The organism is Micromonospora psammae (genome assembly GCF_036902725.1).
Lineage (GTDB): Bacteria > Actinomycetota > Actinomycetes > Mycobacteriales > Micromonosporaceae > Micromonospora.
Genome location: NZ_JBAKHM010000044.1, coordinates 1 through 17962 on the forward strand (window position 1 = coordinate 1; position 17962 = coordinate 17962).

Sequence of the window (17962 nt, forward strand, 5' to 3'; positions counted from 1 at the left end):
GTTCCGCCGCCTGCGCATCCGCTGGGAGATCCGCGACGACATCCACGAAGCCTTCCTCACCCTCGCCTGCGCCATCATCTGCTGGCGCCGACTCCAACACTCAAAGAGTTAGGACCTCTAAGTCAGCTCCCGCCCCGTTCGCCGCACCTGCCGCCTGACAACGGTGACGGGTCTGGAGTCCCCTGCGCTTGCACGAACCCCAAATAGAACACAACAAGCCTGATCACCGTGCAGCGGTAAGCGCCCGGCGCCCAGCACCGGACGACCAACCGTGGAGGCGAGTCAGGTTAGTGCCGCCTAGACATGGCGGTCCCTGGGGAGAGGGCACCCGAGGTGGCGGGAGCGATTCGGCCAGGGCCGCTGGACGCGCCGGCACGAGCAGAGCCCGGCTACCATGGCCTGGCACCATGCGCCGAAGGGAGCCCGATGAGCAGCGTTCCTCTTCCCGCGCTGCAGATCCTGCTCATCGAGGACGACCCGGGCGATACCGTCCTGGTCACCGAGGCCCTGGCAGCGCACCGGTTGCCCAGCCACCTGCATACCGCCCCCGACGCAGCCACCGCCCTGTCGATGCTGCGCGCGGACCCAGACGCTGCACCCGCCGTGCGTCCCCACCTGATCCTGCTCGATCTCAACATGCCCGGCATGGACGGCCGTGAGCTGCTCACGATTCTCAAGGATGATGCGCACCTGCGGGGCATCCCGGCGGTCGTGTTCACCGCCTCCGCCGCTGACGCCGACATCGACGTCAGCTACCGCGCGCACGCCAACGCCTACGTCACCAAGCCGCTGACCGCCGACGAGTTCGCCGCCGCCGTCGCTCACATCCACAGCTTCTACGGCGGCCTCGCCGCCCGCGCACCCATCAACATTGCCGGGCAAGACGCCACGTAGCCGCTTCTCGGGCACTGCGCCGGGGATCTTCTCGGCGCGGCGGGGCCTACCGGCAAGGCGTGCGTATCGCGGCGGCCCTGCTCAGCCGGCGCTCGGCCAAATGTCTTCTTCCTGCTCAAGAGCAGCCAAAAGCCCCGTGATGTCCAGAACCCGCCGCACATGCCCGACCGGGTTAACCACCGTTAACCGCTTCCCGGCCTCAGATGCATCCCGGTGAGCGGCGACCAGCGCGCTGAGGACGGTGGAGTCCAGGAACGAGAGCCGAGCCAGGTCCACCCGTACCCGCGGGGCACGGTCGATCGCCTCCCGCAGCACTTCGGCGAAGCGGGCCACACCGGCGACGTCGATCTCCCCGGACAGCAGCAGCGCCACCTCGTGCACGCCGCCGTCCAGGCGCCACTGCCAGGTTCCCTCATCGTGCACGTTCGCCTGCCTCACGCGCCTACCGGCCAAGGCCGCACCGTCACGCTGATCGTTGCCCTCACGCCGTCCGGGCCGCTGTCGAGCACCAGCCCGCCGGCCAGTTCCCGCGCCAGCCACAGTCCGCGCTGCCCGATCACCGTCGAGCCAGGCAGAGCGACCACCGCGTCACCGGCTCCCGGGCCCCGGTCACTGACCTGGCACGTCAACACATTCGCTGACCGGGTCAGCCGCACCTCACCCGCCCCGCCGCCGTGGCGCACCGCGTTTGTTACCAGCTCGTGCACCGCCAACACGAAATCCTCCAGGTCGCCTTCCGACAATCCGGCGTCCCCCGCGACACGCGCCACCGCGCGCCGCACCTCGGTCACCTCGGCCAAGGCGAAGGTCATCGACAACAGCGTGTCCGGCGGGCTCGGCGCGGGCATGCACCCAGATTCTTGCGCATCTCGGCCGTCCATGCCCAAGAGGTACCCGCCCGAATCAGCACCACTCGTACCGAAAGACGGAATCGCAGACTCCTGATCCCCAGCCAGGCTGCTGTGGGCATCCGCACCGGTCGAAGGGCTCACCGCAGCGGCCACGGGCGGCAACAGCGTCGAAATGGCGGCACCAGAGTCGACATCAGCGCACAATAGCCCTTCGCCGGTACGCCGAGCGTCGACGTTGCGTGGTTCAGCTCAGCCGACAAGGGGAAGATCGTCCGTCCGCAGCCGACGTTGCCGCTGATCAGGTGCGGCTCCCCACACAGGCGGCTCGACAGCACACGGGATGGCCGCGGCAAGCGTATGCGGCATTCTGCGCTGGTGTTTATTTTTCAGATGCACGTGATGTCAGCTCAGGTTGGCGAAGGCTTCGACCTGCCGCGTTTTGCCGGCGACGATGAGGATGTCGCCTGAGTAGATCGTGGTGTTGGCGGTGGCGTAGGTGAAGTCCTCTCCTGGGCGTTTGATGGACACGACGGTGATGCCGTACTTGGTGCGCAGGGCTGCGTCGGCGAGGGTCTTGTCAACGGTCTCCTGTGGGGCGCGGGTTTTGGCCAGGGCGTAGTCGTCTTCGAACTCGATGAAGTTGAGGATGCGTCCGGTGACTAGGTGGGCGACGCGTTCGCCCATCTCGTGTTCGGGCAGCACCACGTGATGCGCGCCGACGCGTTCGAGGATTCGGGCGTGCTGACGGCTCACCGCTTTGGCCCAGATGTTCGCCACTCCCAGGTCGGCCAGTAGTCCTGTGGTCAGGATGCCGGCTTCTAGATCGGTTCCGATCCCGACGACCGCGTGGACCATGTCGTGGACGCCTAATTGACGCAGCGCGACCTCGTCGGTGGTGTTGGCTACTGCGCTGTGCGTGAGCTGATCGGCGTAGGTCTGCACCACGTGGGCGTCGGAATCGACGCCGATGACCTCCCAGCCTTGGCGTATCAGTTCCAGGGCGAGGGAGCCACCGAAGCGGCCGAGGCCGAGCACGGCGATGCGGTTGGTGTCCGGTTTCCTAGCCAACGATGGGTCGCTCCTCCGGGAGTTCGTAACGGCGGGTCCGCTCGCGCAGCGCGAGAGCCGCGGCGGCGGTGATGGGGCCGAGGCGGCCGATGAACATCAGCAGGATCAGGATGACATGCCCGGCGGTGCCGACCTGCGCGGTGATGCCGGTGGACATGCCGACGGTGGCGAACGCGGAGGTCGCTTCGAACAGGACCTGATCCAGCGAGAACGGCGTCAGCGCCATCAGCGCCAGGGTCGACGTCGCCACGAGGGCAACGCTGAGCAGCGCGATGGTCAGCGCCTGCCGCTGCACCCCGGCCGGGAGGCGTCGGCCGAGCGCGTGCACGCTCGGCTCGCCGCGGATCTCGGCCAGGATGACGAAACCGAGCAGCGCGAACGTGGTGATCTTGATGCCGCCGGCGGTGCCGCCGCTGCCCCCGCCGATGAACATCAACGCATCGTTGACCAGCAGGGTCACGTCGTTCATCTGAGCTACGTCGAGGCTGTTGAAGCCGGCGGTACGGGGCATGACCGCGTGGGTGAATCCCGCCAGCAGCTTGCCGCCCCACCCGAGCGAGCCGAGAGTTCCCGGGTTGGTCCACTCGGCGACGCTGATCGCCACCCAGCCCCCGACCAGCAGGACGGCGGTCACTCCAAGAGTGATCTTCGTATGCAGTGACCACCGCTTCGGCGCGCGCCATGCGCGGCGCAACTCGAACAGCACCGGAAAGCCGAGACCCCCGATGATCACCGCAGCCACGATCGGCAGGCAGATCAGCGGATCGTCGACGAAACGGATCAAACTGTCGGCGTACAGACCGAACCCGGCGTTGTTGAACGCCGACACGGCGTGGAACACCCCCAGGTAGACCGCCCGACCCCAGTCGTGGCCGTAGCCCTCGGCGAACCGCCAGGACAGCATCACCGCCACGACCGCCTCGACGAGCAGGCTGATCCGCACGACGCCGAACACCACCCGCCGCACGTCACCGACCCCGAGAGCCTTCGTCTCCGCCTGCGTGCCCAACTGCAGGCGCACCCGCAGCCGCCGTGCCACCAGAAGGCCGAGCAGAGAAGCCAACGTCATGATCCCGAACCCACCGACCTGGATCAGCCCGAGGATCACCACCTCTCCGAACGGCGACCAGAAGCTACCCGTATCGACGATCACCAAGCCCGTCACACACACCGCCGACGTCGCCGTGAACACCGCCGTGATCAAGCCGGCGCCCCGCCCCGACTCGGTGGCCAGCGGCAACGACAACAACCCCGACCCCACCACCACCGCCGCCGCAAACCCCAACACCACCAGCCGGGCCGGATGCCGCAACGCCCTCGACACGCGGCCCGTCACCGCCAACGGCAACCGCCAACCCCGCACCCGACCCCACGCCGCTCGCACCACCCCCCACAGCGCGGTCGACAGCCGCCCGACCACCGCCCGCCAACGCGACGCTCCCCGAGCAGGCGACGGATGATCCATCGGCGTCCACGCCAACAACGCGCCACCGAGACCCGCCGCCAAGAAGAGCATCAACACCGCAACCAACCCCAGCAGCAGATGCCCCCAACCCGAATCCATGCCGACATGATCCACCCCCAGCGGCTGACCGATACGGCCGTACCTCAGCTTGCGACTGGCAGGAGTGCGTATTCCAGTGGTGCGAGTTCACCCGCGCCGGCGCCCCGGCCGTAGCGGTTAAGCAATCAGCGCGGTCGGGACCGGTTGAGGCGTGCCTGAGCAGCTCGGAGACCAGTACGATGTCGGCGCCGGCGCGCAGCATGTCGGTGGTATGACGCGGCCGTCGCAGTCGATCCGGTACACCACGATCGATCCGGCCGGAGTGGTGACGTCGCCGGCGGTGCTGAGGACGCCGGTGATTCGGAGCGACTTCCCGACGTAGCCCGAGGTCGGGCCGGACACGCTCAGCGAGGTGGCGTGCCGAGCCACGTCGACGTTCGTCGAGGTCCTGCTCCAGCGGAAGGAGGGGCTGCCGTCCCAGATGACGGTGCAGGCCCTTCAACCCGTCACAGACAAGGAAAAACACGTCCTTGACGCCGCGGTTGCGCAGGTCGGTCAGCACGCTCATCCAGAACTTCGCGCCCTCACCGCCGGTGCCGGCCCACCCCCGAGGATGTCTTTCTCGCCGTCGAGGGTGACCCCGATTGCGGCGTAGAACGGCCGGTTGGCCACCTGCCCGTCGCGGACCTTGACCACGATGGCGTCGATGAACACCGCCGCGTAGATTCATCCAGGGGCCGGTGGGACCAGTCGGTCATCTCCTCGATGACCTTGTCGGTGATCCGGGAGATCGTCTCCTTGCTGACCGAGGCGCCGTAGATCTCGGAGAAGTGGCCGAGATCTCGCCCGTGGTCAGACCTTTGGCATAGCGACAACACGACCTCGTCGACCCCGGACAGGCGCCGCCGCCGCTTACGCACGGGCGCTCGGCGAAGCGGATCTGGTCGACGCCATCCCCGCCGACAAGGCTCTCGAAGCCGAGGTCTTCATTCTCGGACAACTCCTTCTGCAGGCGAACCTGAGCCCCGTCGAACTCGACGAGTTCGTGGCGGAAGGGCAGCAGCTCACAGCGGAGCACCTGTAGGCACCAGGGTGTCGGGGTGGCCGCGTCCGCAGCGAAGCCGGCCATCGAACCTGGAGCCTGGTGCGCCTTGTCCCAACTCAGGGACGGCTCCCCGCCGTCTTGATTCCGGTGATGAATGCGCCCCAGACGGCGGGCTCAAAGCTCAGCATCCCGGCGGCCGGGGCCTTGGAGTCGCGTACGTCGACCTGAACGCCCCGGTCGCGTACCTCGACGCACTGGCCGTTGCTGCCCGAACGGCTCGATTTGCGCCAGGCGTTACGCTCCATGCTTGCTCAGCTCCTTGATCAGCTTGACGGACTCGGCCGGTGACATCGCCAGCGTTCTCAGATTGTCGTACGCGGCCGAGAGCCGCGCCAGATCGCGGCTCGATTCGAGGAACAGCTCGCCGGCCAGGGTCTCGATGTAACCCAGCGGTGGGTCGTCCTGCTCGAAGGTGAGCAGGGCGAAGCCGCTGCTGTCCGCCAGGTGGGCGCCGGCCTCGAAGCGGAGGACCTGGATCGTGACGTTGGGCATTCGGCTCAGCGTGATCAGGTGGTCGAGTTGCTCGCGCAGGGTCTCCGGGCCGCCGACCTCCGTCCGCACGGCCGCCTCGGAGAGGATGGCGTGCATCCGGAGTGGTGTTGGCTGCCGGTGCAACACCTCCTGCCGGGTCATCCGGGCGGTGACCCGCTGGTTGATGGTGTCCGTGTCGGACTCTCGCCCAATGGTGTTGACCTCGCGGGCGTACCGCTCGGTCTGCAACAGCCCCGGCACCAGCATTGGCTCGAAGTTCTTGAGTTCGACGGCCTCGCTCTCGTAGGCGATGTACGTCGCGTACCGACCGCCGAGGCGCTGCCACCATCCGTCCTCGCGCAGATCGCGCGCCTGTTGCAGCAGCGACGTGGCGGGCTCCTCGTTGAGGCTGACGCCGTATGTGACCAGCAGCTCCATCACGTCGCCGGCACGGGGTTTGATCTCGCCCGACTCGATCCGGCTAATCCGAGACGACGAGCAACGGACGAGCTTCGCCGCCTCCTCACCGGTCAGGCCCTTGATCTCGCGGAGTTTGCGCAGCTCCCGGCCAAGCCGCCGAGAGCGCGGTGTCGCTGGCGTGAATCGAGGCATGGCGTGATTCTGCACCAGATCGGCTCGCTCGTGTGCACCGCATCGGATGCGCCACGCGCGATGATCTGCCACAAGGACTTGCCTTGCATCACTTGATGCGCAAGTCTGGCTATCGGGCATCACCGATGGGCTCCGCAGGCAGAGAGGTGAGAGTGCTCGTGATTTCCGAAGTCGTACCGATCGTGTTCGGCGGTCTGGTGCCGGGCTTCCTGCTCGGGCTCTTGGCGTTCCGCGTCAAGTCCCGGTGGTGCCCGCGGTGCGGAGAGTCCACCGAGGCCATGCGGCCGGCGGAGCGGGACCGGTGATCGGGCCGGGCCGGCGGCACCGCAACGACCTGCCGATCGGGCGGCGGGTGGCCGAGCTGCGGGCGCGCCGGGGCATGACCCAGCAGGTTTTCGCCGACCGGGTCGGCAAGTCGAAGAGCTGGGTGGACAAGGTCGAGCGAGGTGTTCGTAACCTCGACCGGCTTTCGGCGATCGAGGCGGTCGCCCGGGCTCTGGGCGTCGCCCCGCACGTCCTGCTCCCCGGGAAGGCCCGGCCGGAACCGGCCACCGACGTCGGCGGCGCCGTGGAGCGGGTGCGGGAGGCGTTGGCTCGCCACGACGTACCCGGCTCCGGCAGCGACGGCCAGCGGACGCCGTCGTCGGTGCGGGAGCTTGACCGCCAGGTGGGGTACGCGTGGGCGGCGTATCGGAACGGCCACCATCCCCAGGTGTTGCGGATGCTGCCCGACCTGCTCGGCGACAGCCGCCGGGTCCACCGCACCCTGACGGCGGACGCGTTCGCGGCCGACCTGCTGGTGCGGGTGCACCGGCTCGCCGCCCAGGTGCTCGTCAAGCTCGGCGAGGCCAACCTGGCCTGGCTGGCCGCCGACCGGGCGATGACCGCCGCCACCGGTGACCCACGGCGGGCCGGCCTCGCGGCAGTCTCCCTCACCCAGGCGCTTAGGGCCCTGCGGCGGGGCCGGCTGGCGATGACCGCCGCCCTCACCGCCGTACACCAGCTCGACCCGGCACCGTCACGCGACACCGCGCCGGACGATGTCGCCCTGACCGGGACGCTGCTGATCGAAGCCGCTCTGGCCGCTGCAGCGTGCGGGGACGCCGCCGCGGCCGACCTCGCCGACCACGCGGCTCACCTGGCCACCGTCCACGGCGGACAGCACCATCGTGACGACGAGGGCATCGGGTTCGGCCTCACCGCCGTGGAACTCGCCCGCGCCGTGACCGCCATGAGCGTCGGTGACCACCATCGGGCCATCGCCACGCACCGGCGCGCCACCGACGTCGACGTCTGGCACCGGCTTCCGGCCGAGCACCGGGCCGCTCACCTGATCGACATCACCCGCGCACATCTCGACCTCGGCGATGCCGGCGCCGCCGGCGGCGCCCTGGTCACCGCCGACAGCATCGCCCCCGCCGAGGTACGCATCCGACCCGCCGCCCGTACCGCGCTGACCGCCGTCCTGCGCGCCGGCCCCACCCCGGCCGACGTGGCCCGCCTTGCCGCCACCGTCGGACTGACCCGGCAGTAACCACACCACAGGCCGAACGCCTCCCCGGATGCTTCCGCGATGGTCCAGTCAGCCGGCGCTCTCCCCGAGCACCGACTCGACGCGCCGTCGCAGTCGCTGCGCGCGCGGGTCCGGAAAGCTGCTCAGCAGCGCGACCGCCTCACGCCACCACCGGTGTGCCTCCTCGACGCGCCCGACCTCGATCAGCGCCGCTGCCAGGTGCTCCAGCGCCAAGGCGAGCTGCCAGTCGTCCCCGAGCTGCCGGTGGACCGCCGCCGCCCGCAGGTGGAAGGCGATCGCCTGATCCGGCTGCCCCAGCTCCCGGTACGCCTCGCCGGCCCCGTCCAACGCCATCGCCTCCCGGCTGCGGTCACCCAGCTGACGCTGGATGAAGGCGAGCGCCATCACCGTACCGGCGAGGGCCTCCGCACTGCCGGGGCCTGGCCGATTGCACCCGCCGAGCGAGACGACCACGCCGAGAAGCAGTTGGGCGATGGTGGCTGGGGCGACCTCGGCGCGCACTCACCTTGGGATGCGCAGGCGTCACCCCACTGACCACCGGGACCACCAGTGCTGACGCCTTTGGGTCTTCCCGAAGAGGTCATAAGCGACACCAACAATCAACATGCCGATGACCTGCACAAAGTAAACGACCCGGTGGCCAAATCTGGCTCCGCTCATGCTCCCATCTGCTCCCAACATGCTCCCTCGGTCAGCGCGGCAATCACGGCCATCGGCGAACGGCAAGATCAGGAACCTGCGGGATTGTCGCGAGCGGCGGGCCAATGGGAAGCTGCGTTCCACACCCGACGTCCCCTAATCAGGACGATCGGCCGGCGGGTCCAGAAGTTCCTGGAGGAAAGCGCCCAGATCCAGGGATCCGCCGGACCGGCTGGCTCCGGCACCGCGGTCGCTGATTCCGGGCTGCTCTCTGGCGGTCGCGGCGCGAGTCGCCGCGCAGACGGCCTTGAGCGTGCTGTCCACGCGACTCGCCCGAGCCTTCTCCTCGCCGGCCTCCGCTCGCGCGTCGGAGGCCTCCTGCCGGGCCGCCTCGGCGTCGGCGCGCGCTGTGGTCACCGCCGAGCGGTTGACCTCGCGGCCGAAAAGCCAGCCGACCGCAGTGAAGACTATCGCCTCGACGGCCCCGAAGATGTAGACCCGCCGCTGCCAGACTGCATCGTCAGTGCGGGCGAGCCAAATCATCGCCACTACGAGGGCTGCGAACGCCACGAGCATGGCCAGGGTGACACCGAATTGACGGCGCCAGCGGGCGGCTTCGTCCGCGGCGGCGGCGGTCAGCTCAGCCTCGTTCACGGTTGTCCTCCCCTGGTAGGGCGTCTAGCAGCATGTTCATCACCGCTCGGTGCGTGTCATCCGTTGTCTCGGCGAGGCGGCGGTCCCGGCTCCCGCCGAGCAGAGCGCGGAGCCGGGCAACCAGATCGGACCAGGGCTCGGATCCGTCCAGCCGGGTCAGCAGGGCCTCGACCCCGTCGGCGGGGCCGCCCTGCGACGTCACGAAGACCTGGCGGAAGAGCACGGCGATCGGCATCGCGGAGGCCAGGTCGGCATCGGTCCGTACCCTGCCCCGCACCGCGTTCCGGCAGCGGGCGATAAGCATCTCGTCCGTCTCGTCGATAGCGACGTCCAGGGCGGCCTCGTCGTGTCCCTCCGCAAGAAGCGCGTACGAGTGCGCGACGGCCTCCCAGTCGGTGCCGCTGTAGTCCGGCAGCAGCCGGTGAAGCCCCCGCAACCAACCGGACCCGCCCCGCCGCGCCTGTACGACCGCGGCGATGTACGGATCCCACTGCATCCGGACCGCGGTGAACTCGATGAGGGCCGGACCGCATCGGGTCACCACCGCGGCGAGCACGCCGTCGAGCATGCGCTGAGCGTTGTCGCGGAGGGCGGGAACGATCCCCTCACCGAAACGTACCCCGTCGATGAGGTCGACCCGGCGGGCCAGACCGGCGACCGTCCCGACGTCGTGCCAGCACAGTTGCAGGTTCAGCAAGTTGGCGGCCAGCCCTACGTCGAAGGGAGCACGGAGGCTGACGCCGATGACCCCGGAAGCAACCAGGTGGGCGAAAGCGTCGGGGTCGAAGATGTCGCGCAGCCACACGGCCCGGGCGTGGTCGCGGTGCGCCTGATGGATGACGGTCATCTCGCCCGAGTCGTACGCCGCAGCGAGTGCTGCTGCCGTCATGCGCGCCCGCTCGTCATCGCCGAGCCGGCCGGCCGTCTCTGCCTGCCAGCCCAGCACCTCGGCCCGCGTCGTGGCGCTTTCCATCAGCATCGCCAGCGACTCAGCGGACAAAGCGTCGATCGTGTCCACCGCGTCCCGCGGCCGGCCGGCATCGCGACAGGCGCGCAGGTAGCCGCGGACCACGACCCGGAACATGTCGGCATCCTGCTCACGGTGCGCGTCCACCCACGGGACGGCCTCGGTCATCGCGGACGCCGCCTCGTCGTGGCGTCCTGCGGCGCTGAGCGCCTGACCGCGCAGCCAGGGAATCATCGCGACGACCGTCCAGTGCCTCTCGCGCACCGGGCGGCTCCACGTGCGGCTGACCGCGTCGAGCTCCGTGTAGACGGCGTGGCGAGCCTCGAGGGGCACCTTGACCGCCACCGTGGACACCAGGTGCGCGAGAACCGGATCATCGTGCCGCCGGACCACCGCGCACAGCGACGGACCGGCATCGCCGGGCAGATCATCCCCGGTGACGCGCTCGACCACACCCAGCAGTGCCTCAATAGCCGTCCGGGCGTCGACCGGAAGCGGCAATACCCCCACCAGCAGCCCGAGGATCGCGCCCCGGTGCTCCGCGGCCTCCGGGCGGTGCGCCAGGTACCGAACCCACTGCACAGCCTGGTCGATGAGAGGGCGCTCGCCGGTCTCGCCAGCCTCACGGCATGCCCGCAACATCCCGTCGACCGCCTCGACGACATCCGGGAACGCCGCGGAACCCTGCCGAATGTGGACGCGGACGAGATGCGCCAGGATGCTCGGTTCCGACCGGATGACGCAGTCGACAGCCCGACCCGCCTCCTCGTTGTCGCCCAGTCCCAGCAGATCGGCGGCGGTACCGAGCAGCCGAGCCGCGAACGCCCTCCTGTTCGGTGCAGTCAGCCGCCGGCCTAGCGTGTCGCGGCCGATAGCGGATGCCTGACGCAGCAGCTCCGCGGCGCACTCCGCGCGGCCCGCCTCAATGGCCTCCTGCGCCACGACACGCAGTCTCTCGAGTTCCTGGAACCGGAGCACCTGCACCGCCCCCAGGCCCGGCAGTCGCGGATCACCATCGTGCTGCCGCACGAGCGTGTCGGCGCGCCGGGCCGCCTCGGCCGCCAGCTCCGGCCGGCCTGCACGAGGGGCGGTCTGAGCCACAAGCTGCAGAGAGGTGAGCAGCCGGGGAACACTCTTCCCGGGAGCATGCTCGGCGTACCGGTCGAAGTGCCGCACCGCCTCGGTCGCGGCGTCCATCGCCTCCTCGGGACGGTCCAGGTCAGAGAGGCAGTCGGCGAGATTCAGATGAACCAGGCCGAGCATGTGCAGCTCCGGCGGCGTAGCTCGGGCCTCGTCGCCAAGCACTCGGATCGCTTCCCCGTACAGATCAAGCTTGTCCCGCGGCAGCTCCAGCTCGGCCGCCTGGCAGAGAAAGAGCGCCAGGCTTTCCGAGTACGTCTGCGGGTCCTCGTCAGCCAGGTCCCGCACCGCATCGAGGTACACCTGGGCCGCAGACCGTGCCTCCGCCAGGAGACCGCGTCCGGCCAGCTCGGCCGAACGCCTCCAGCCAGCGGTGACCTCGCCGAGGGCGGCTCCCTCCGGATCCGGCTCGATGTCATCGATGTCGTCGCCCAACTGGCGCTGCAACGCGGCCGCCTCGTCATGCCGCCCCTGGCGGTCGAACAGGCGGGCGAGCAGCACGAACGGGGCCATCGGGGCGTCATCCGGCTGGGCGCGTGCGCGTTCGACAGCCTCGACCAGCAGCCGCTCGGCCGCGGAGTCATCACCCCGGTTGTTGTGTTTCTCGGCCAGCTCGCACAAGTAATAGATCAGCCGCCGCGCGAGGTCCCGGTTCCAGATCGAGCCTTGGCGGGCGACCTCGCACGCCTCGGCGCGCAGTGCCAGTGCGGCGCCGTCCTGCTCGTCACCCTCCAACGCCGCGGCTTGCACCTGCAACGCCATCGCCAAGGTCTCGCTGCCATCGCCTTCCGACGCCATCAGATGCAGCGTGTCGCCGCGCATCCCGATGCGGAAGAGAGGTTGCTCGGGCGGCACGTCATGGGCGGCGCGAGCGGCCACGTCCGCCCGCAGGTCGGGAATGAGCCCGCCGGTGAGACTGATCGCCTCAACATAGCGTTCCAGCTGCACAAGAATCATGGCACGCAGAATGACGAGCATCGGCGGGAGCGCCGACCGTTCCCCACCGAGGACCCGAGTCACCAGACTGTCCGGCCGTGGCGTCTGCCGGGCCGCCTCCTCCGCGCGGTCGAGCAGAACCAGCGCAAACTCCTGCAGGCTGCGCCGACCGCTGCGGCGCAGATCCTCGACCCGCGCCAGGGCGTCGGATGCGGAAAGCCGGGCGACATAGCGGCTGGTGCGAGGCGCCTCGCCATGAACCCGGGTTTCGGCGACCCACAGCGCCGCCAGCAGAAGGAACCGCCGGGCCCGGACGGCAGCGTCGAGGCCCGCGTCGACCTGGCGCCGGATCGTCTCGGGCGCCCTGTCGTCAGTGCTAACCCGCAGGAGCAGGACCAGTCCTTCGACGGCCTGCCACACCGAGCTGGAGGCGAAGACCGAACCCAGGTAGGCCGGCCCGTCCACGGCGTCCTCGACCACCTGGGCGAGCAGGGTCTCGGCGAGCCGGTCCAGGGGCATCGGCGCCCACCATCGCAGGGCGGTCGAGCTTGGGTAGAGCTCGTGCAGCAGGCCGGCGAGCGGCCTGACCTGGTGGCCTGCGACAGCGGGTAGGCGCCGCACCACCTCATCGGCCTGAGCCGCGTTTCGTGCGGCGAACAGGCTCGGCAGCAGCAACGCCTCGCCGGCCAGTCCGGGGTCACACTCCAGCCGTAGCCGGCGGCCGGCGCGTTCCAGGTGCCGCTGTTCGTGTCGTACCAGCTCGTCCAGCGGGTCCGCCCAGGGCACCGATGTATCCGGCGGGCTTCCGTGATCACGCTCGTGGATGGCGCCGCTGAGCGCGGCGGCGTGCAGCGTGAGCATGTCGCGGCAGCTGGCGGCGCGCCGGACGAGCCTGGCTTCACCTCCGCCGTCCGGACTCGCGCTGCCCAGGTGCTCCCGGAACGTCCGCAACGCAACGTTGAACGCGGCCTTCGTGTCATCCGGGCCGTCGCCCGGCAGCCCGAGAACCATCGGCTCACGGTCGATCCGATACCGCGCCTCGCCTCCTGGGGAGAAGCACCTCCACCAGGTTCCGGCCGAGCGTGCCAGCAGGAGGAAGCGCACCGCATCCGGGCCGACCGCCTCGGCCAACTTCTCGAGCTCGATGCGGTAGCCCTCGACGTAGTCGAATGCCACCAGCACCCGGTGCCCCAGGCCAGTGGCCTCCTGGATCGTGTCGGCGAGCCGGCGCACGTCCTCGGCCTCCGGTGGCTTCCGCACCCCGGCGACCCAACCCTGCCGGAACAGTCGGTCGGCCAGCTCCAGAGCGAGGCGGGTCTTGCCGGAGCCTCCTGGGCCGCGCAGCAGCCTAATCATCGGCGCGCTCGCCGCCTCGTCGATCGCCCACGCGGTCAGCGCGTCGAGTTCGGAACGGGGATGAAAGCTCACAACCCGGTGCCGCGGATCCAACCACCACGAGGGCGGCGGATCGCTCGGCGGTTCGGGAATCCGGGTCGGGGAGGCGATGCCGAACAGCCGACGGGTCAATGCCGCCCGGCGCGTGGCCAGATCCCACCAGGCCGAGCCGCGCGGATGCCGCTGTGCGTTGGCCTCCGCCAAGCCGTCGAAGGCCGCGCAGGCGTGCTGGCTCGGGAGGATCCAACCTTCCGGGGAACCCGGATCGTCGGTGGCCGCCTTCACCACCCCGCACACGGTCCCGGCGTCGATGTCGAGGACGAGGCTGCCGCTCATGCCGGCCGGAATCCGCCCGTCGCGCACCTTGAGCAGCGGTGGGCCGGAGGAGCCGACAACCTGAAACGTTGCGGTGTCCGCGGCCGGGTGGGTCGCTGGTGTGTGACGGCTGAACCCGATCGCCATCGCCTGAGTCCATGGCGACGGCGCCGAGCGCGACAACCACACGACCGGATGACCCGGCGGTGCGTCCACCTTCAGCAGGGCGAGATCCGGCACTTCGTACGTCCGCCCCGCCCCGCCGTGCTCGGGAACGCACACCACCTCTGACACCTGCAACCGGGCGTCGGACCACGCCACCCGCAACCGACCGGCCGTGATGCCCTCGACGACATGCGCACAGGTCATGACCTGACTCGAGGCCACGAAGAAGCCGGAGCCAAGGAACCCTCTGGCATCGTCCTCGATCCGGACGGCGCAGTCACGGGCGAGGTCAACGATGTGATCCCTAGGCGGTTGCGGCATGGAAACCTCCCAGCCGCGACACTCCCACAGACAGCACCCGTTGGGGAACAGTAAGTTGTCCGACGTCTCCCTCCCAAGCCCCGATGGCAAACCCCACCACAACTGAACAATGTCGAAGTCCCTTCTTGATCGGAGGCGTGGACGGGGTACGGAGGCTGATCTCGTTCGGTCGTACGCGGCTGGGCTCGTTCTTCCGTACCCCGACACCGCATGAGCGGGAGGTCTGGCCTCCGCATTCGCGCCCCACCGCATCGAAAAAACGATCACCGCGATGGCCGACTCCAAGCCCCTGGACCATCCGCCCGCAACCGGCCCAGCAGCCAAGACAATCATCACCGAATGCGACGCAAAGTTGCAGCGCTACCGCGCCGCCCTCGACGCTGGTGCCGATCCCGCGGTAGTCACCGGCTGGATCGCACAGACCCAGGCAGAGCGCGCCCGTGCCGAAGCGGATCACCGCGAACGCGGGCACCACCCCGCGCCAGTGAGCCGAGCGGAAATCACGACGCTGGTGACCGCGCTGGCGACATCACCACCGTGCTCCGCGACGCCGACCCCGCCGACAAGGCGGAGGTCTACCGGCAACTCGGACTCCGGCTCACCTACCGGCCTGAAACGCAAACGGTGCGCGCTGCAGTGGATCTCAGCGCGCACCGTGGGGCAATGGTTTGTGTCCGAGGGGGGACACAGACCATTGCCCCACCGCCGATGGCCATCGGCAAAACCTTGAAGCTCACGCAGTCCTAGGCGGCCGGTGACCTCTTCGGGCTCGCCGAAGAGGTCGCCGAGCAGGAGCACCTGGTCAGAGAGCTGCCGGTGGGGTTCAAGTCCCAGGTTTCGGGACTTGTGCCTATGTCAGCACGGCGACGTGCAGAGCCACACCTCGATGCGGCTAGACCCGGGTGGCCGGCCACGTGGGTCCCGGGGTTCGAGTCGCCACCACGCTGGCCCTCGGGCTGCCGATGCTCGCCCGCGCTCTCGACGCGGCGTGCCCGCTGGCTGGGTGACCGCCGACGAGGGTCCGCACGCTGACGCCGGACGGCGTGGACGGCTTGATCGATCTGGTCGGCGGTGACTCGCTGCGGTCAGTCGCCGGCCTGGTCAAGGACGTCAAGCGGCTGATCTCCGTCGCTGACATGACGGTGCCCGAGCTGGGCGGCACGTTCGTGGTCCGCCGACTCGACCGATCAGGGCTGGAGACGGTCGCTGCACTGATGGTGGCAGGCACGATCGATCCGCACATCACCCGCTCGTTTCCTTTCGACCAGGCCGCCGAAGCTGTGACCGCCGTCGAGAGCGGTCACACCACCGGCAAGCTGGTGATCGCGTTCCCGGCCTGATCGCCACCGTGGTTGCTGCCCAACACACAAGCACCACAACTCCCCCTGACCCTGCGGCAGCACGGTCTCAACGATCTCGACCTGCCCGGCGGTGATCTGCGCAGTCATGTGACGTCGATCATCGCTGCGAACCTCGACCTCTGCGGTATCGGGTCAAGCCAGCGGTAGCCTCAAATTCCCTTCGACAGTTGGCGTGGCGGACATACCTGGATGACAGCAACCCTCGCGACCAGCCGTCAGTGACACCACGTCACGACCCCGTCTGACTACGGCCCGCGGTAAGTGCTGGTCCTGTCCTTCGGGTGCACCACCAGACGATTGCGGTTATGACGATGACAGTGAAGGCGGGGACGAGCTGGTACGGCGAGCCGACTCCGGCTGAGCGGTCCTGCGTTGCACTACCGAGGTCTAACCGGGATGTGGCCAGGATGAAGGTGAACGGGTTGAGTACGGCGTGGAGCATGATCGCGATCTCAAGGCCGCCGGTGCGCCAGGTGATGATGGCCAGTCCGGTCCAGAGCACGAAGTACCAGACGTTGATGTACGGATCCGTTGAGCCGTGGGCGGCCGTGAACAGCACGCTCGAGACCAGCACCCCGGCGACCAGACCTGCCCGTGGGCTGCGGGTCCAGCTTCCGATGACGCGACCCGCACTCCGGCGCCTCACGTTCCCAGTCGCTCAACCGCAGCTCCTCGGCCGCCCGCCGTCGGACGCGAGCGGAGATGTCGTCGAACGGAACGCCAGCGGACTGCACGTCGAGAGCCAGGCGGATCGCGATAGCCGACACAGCGTGCCAGTCACCGCCGTGGTACCAGCAGCAGTCATGCCGACCACGGCGCGACCCCTCCTCACCAGCGAGTAGGCGGTCCTGGCGGCCCTGGTCTCCCGGCGACATGCAGGCCACGCGGAACGGCCGCGGGTGGGGTAAGTCGGTGGGCACGGACGGTGACGAGCGCGCTCGCGAACCCCGCGCTTTGTCAGCGGCAGATGAATTAGTTGATTCTGCACGGTCCGCTGATGGCACTGTCGCCACCGGCGGATCGTCTCGCTGTCAAGTCCTGCGGGCAGGCGGCCCGGCGCGGTGGTTAGGCTATACGGATGCCGGGGGTGGGTGCTGGAGCGACCTCGATGGCTGACGCTGACGATGTTCGTCAGCTGGCGCTGCCTCAGGCGGTCGATATCGACAGTGACGGCTTCGACTTCCGGGTCGCCGTGCGTCGAGGATACGGAGCTTCTGCTGGGAGATCCCGTCGTGTCCGATGAGGTCGTGCGGTCGCGGTGACCGTCCAGCTCCGGCGGCGGCCGTAGCCCGCGGGAGCGAGGGAAGGGCGGGCCGACCTTCTTTACTGACCGAGCTTTGCCACTGTCAGCAACACCACCGTGTCCTCGTGGGCAACCAGGCGGTGCCGCTCCGGTGGCACGAGGATCAGGTCCCCCTGGCGTCCGGTCCAGCTTGCCGCGGAACCGACCAGTTCGACCCGCCCCCGTAGCACCAGCACCGTCGCCTGGCCCGGGTTCTCGTGCTCGCTGAGCTCGACCCCGCGACGCAACGCGATGATCGTCTGCCTTCTGACGGGCTCCCTCCAGGGCACCGAGCAGTCCCGTCGGTGGCTCGTACTCTAGTACGGGGTACGCCGCTCCCGTCACCTCAGCGAGGTGGGAGCGGGAACGTCAGTCGATGGATCCGTTGGTTGAGGAGGACTGCATGGGCACCCCGTCAGCAGACGTCGAGCAGTACCTGACCGACCTGCAGCACCCCCTCAAGGCGGGCGTACTGGAGCTCAAAGCCGCGATCCTGGCCTCCGACCTGGCCATCACTGAACATGTGAAGTGGAACACTCACGGCTGCCGAGGGGCACCCGTCGAGCTTGGTCTACTGCTCCGGCCGAGTCGGGTGATGGTCTTCCCGGCTTCCGCTGGCGGCAACACTGACCAGGGCCCCGCCGGCACGCTTCCTCGGGGGTCACTCCCGACCGCCGCCGCGCAAACGCTTCGCCCTGGCGATCTCGCCCCGGATCGGGAGCCAGTAGAAGGGGATCAACGCGGTGAT

18 protein-coding genes and 1 pseudogene are annotated in these 17962 nt (G+C 69.1%); 6 read left to right on the forward strand and 13 right to left on the reverse strand.

Annotated features, from left to right (window positions below; all coding sequences use genetic code 11):
• Positions 1-426: 426 nt before the first annotated feature.
• Complete coding sequence (locus tag V6U79_RS29045; RefSeq protein WP_334616631.1) at positions 427-894, forward strand: response regulator; 468 nt, start codon at positions 427-429, stop codon at positions 892-894.
• An 81-nt stretch (positions 895-975) separates the two neighbouring features.
• Here the strand turns inward: V6U79_RS29045 and V6U79_RS29050 are convergent, their stop codons facing one another.
• The 4 genes from V6U79_RS29050 to V6U79_RS29065 all read right to left on the reverse strand — a co-directional run bounded on the left by V6U79_RS29050 (position 976) and on the right by V6U79_RS29065 (position 4377).
• Positions 976-1332, reverse strand: a complete 357-nt coding sequence (locus tag V6U79_RS29050; RefSeq protein ID WP_334616632.1) for an STAS domain-containing protein — start codon at positions 1330-1332, stop codon at positions 976-978.
• Positions 1329-1706 (reverse strand): ATP-binding protein, encoded by a 378-nt coding sequence (locus V6U79_RS29055; protein WP_334616633.1) that lies wholly within the window; start codon positions 1704-1706, stop codon positions 1329-1331. Before V6U79_RS29055 ends, V6U79_RS29050 begins: the two co-directional genes overlap by 4 nt.
• Before the next feature lie 441 nt (positions 1707-2147).
• Positions 2148-2813: a potassium channel family protein gene (locus V6U79_RS29060; protein WP_334616634.1), complete on the reverse strand. Its 666-nt coding sequence runs from the start codon at positions 2811-2813 to the stop codon at positions 2148-2150.
• Complete coding sequence (locus tag V6U79_RS29065; RefSeq protein WP_334616635.1) at positions 2806-4377, reverse strand: TrkH family potassium uptake protein; 1572 nt, start codon at positions 4375-4377, stop codon at positions 2806-2808. The genes V6U79_RS29060 and V6U79_RS29065 overlap by 8 nt, the downstream gene beginning before the upstream one ends.
• A 151-nt stretch (positions 4378-4528) precedes the next feature.
• On the opposite strand from V6U79_RS29065, the gene V6U79_RS29070 reads away from it, so the two are divergent.
• Positions 4529-4699, forward strand: a complete 171-nt coding sequence (locus V6U79_RS29070) for a hypothetical protein (RefSeq protein WP_334616646.1) — start codon at positions 4529-4531, stop codon at positions 4697-4699.
• 182 nt (positions 4700-4881) lie between these two features.
• Here the strand turns inward: V6U79_RS29070 and V6U79_RS29925 are convergent, their stop codons facing one another.
• From V6U79_RS29925 to V6U79_RS29085, 4 genes and pseudogenes are all read right to left on the reverse strand, one after another.
• Positions 4882-5031: a transposase gene (locus V6U79_RS29925; RefSeq protein ID WP_442933832.1), complete on the reverse strand. Its 150-nt coding sequence runs from the start codon at positions 5029-5031 to the stop codon at positions 4882-4884.
• A 71-nt stretch (positions 5032-5102) separates the two neighbouring features.
• Positions 5103-5237 (reverse strand): annotated as a pseudogene (locus V6U79_RS29930) (IS256 family transposase); the annotation flags it as partial.
• A 241-nt stretch (positions 5238-5478) separates the two neighbouring features.
• Positions 5479-5667, reverse strand: a complete 189-nt coding sequence (locus V6U79_RS29080) for a DUF397 domain-containing protein (RefSeq protein WP_334616636.1) — start codon at positions 5665-5667, stop codon at positions 5479-5481.
• Positions 5657-6505 (reverse strand): DUF5753 domain-containing protein, encoded by an 849-nt coding sequence (locus V6U79_RS29085; RefSeq protein ID WP_334616637.1) that lies wholly within the window; start codon positions 6503-6505, stop codon positions 5657-5659. The genes V6U79_RS29080 and V6U79_RS29085 overlap by 11 nt, the downstream gene beginning before the upstream one ends.
• Positions 6506-6663: 158 nt before the next feature.
• Between V6U79_RS29085 and V6U79_RS29090 the strand changes: the two genes are divergently transcribed.
• Both V6U79_RS29090 and V6U79_RS29095 read left to right on the forward strand, forming a co-directional pair.
• Entirely contained in the window at positions 6664-6810 is a 147-nt protein-coding gene (locus V6U79_RS29090) for a hypothetical protein (protein ID WP_334616638.1), read from the forward strand.
• Positions 6807-8039, forward strand: a complete 1233-nt coding sequence (locus V6U79_RS29095; protein ID WP_334616639.1) for a helix-turn-helix domain-containing protein — start codon at positions 6807-6809, stop codon at positions 8037-8039. Before V6U79_RS29090 ends, V6U79_RS29095 begins: the two co-directional genes overlap by 4 nt.
• Before the next feature lie 48 nt (positions 8040-8087).
• Here V6U79_RS29095 and V6U79_RS29100 read toward each other — a convergent pair whose 3' ends face one another.
• The 3 genes from V6U79_RS29100 to V6U79_RS29110 all read right to left on the reverse strand — a co-directional run bounded on the left by V6U79_RS29100 (position 8088) and on the right by V6U79_RS29110 (position 14571).
• Positions 8088-8540: a tetratricopeptide repeat protein gene (locus V6U79_RS29100; RefSeq protein WP_334616640.1), complete on the reverse strand. Its 453-nt coding sequence runs from the start codon at positions 8538-8540 to the stop codon at positions 8088-8090.
• Between the two features lie 294 nt (positions 8541-8834).
• Positions 8835-9332 carry a hypothetical protein gene (locus V6U79_RS29105; RefSeq protein WP_334616641.1) on the reverse strand — a complete coding sequence of 166 codons (498 nt, stop codon included), beginning with the start codon at positions 9330-9332 and terminating at the stop codon, positions 8835-8837.
• On the reverse strand, positions 9319-14571 hold the full coding sequence (locus V6U79_RS29110) for a trypsin-like peptidase domain-containing protein (protein ID WP_334616642.1): 5253 nt from the start codon (positions 14569-14571) through the stop codon (positions 9319-9321). The genes V6U79_RS29105 and V6U79_RS29110 overlap by 14 nt, the downstream gene beginning before the upstream one ends.
• A 1028-nt stretch (positions 14572-15599) precedes the next feature.
• On the opposite strand from V6U79_RS29110, the gene V6U79_RS29115 reads away from it, so the two are divergent.
• Positions 15600-15911 carry a zinc-binding dehydrogenase gene (locus tag V6U79_RS29115; protein ID WP_334616645.1) on the forward strand — a complete coding sequence of 104 codons (312 nt, stop codon included), beginning with the start codon at positions 15600-15602 and terminating at the stop codon, positions 15909-15911.
• 250 nt (positions 15912-16161) lie between these two features.
• Here the strand turns inward: V6U79_RS29115 and V6U79_RS29120 are convergent, their stop codons facing one another.
• Positions 16162-16578: a CPBP family intramembrane glutamic endopeptidase gene (locus V6U79_RS29120; RefSeq protein WP_334616643.1), complete on the reverse strand. Its 417-nt coding sequence runs from the start codon at positions 16576-16578 to the stop codon at positions 16162-16164.
• A 677-nt stretch (positions 16579-17255) separates the two neighbouring features.
• Complete coding sequence (locus tag V6U79_RS29125; protein ID WP_334616644.1) at positions 17256-17504, reverse strand: cupin domain-containing protein; 249 nt, start codon at positions 17502-17504, stop codon at positions 17256-17258.
• Positions 17505-17590: 86 nt separating this feature from the next.
• Here V6U79_RS29125 and V6U79_RS29130 point away from each other — a divergent pair.
• Positions 17591-17962, forward strand: a 372-nt coding sequence (locus tag V6U79_RS29130; protein WP_442933833.1) for a hypothetical protein, incomplete at its 3' end; no start/stop codon positions are given.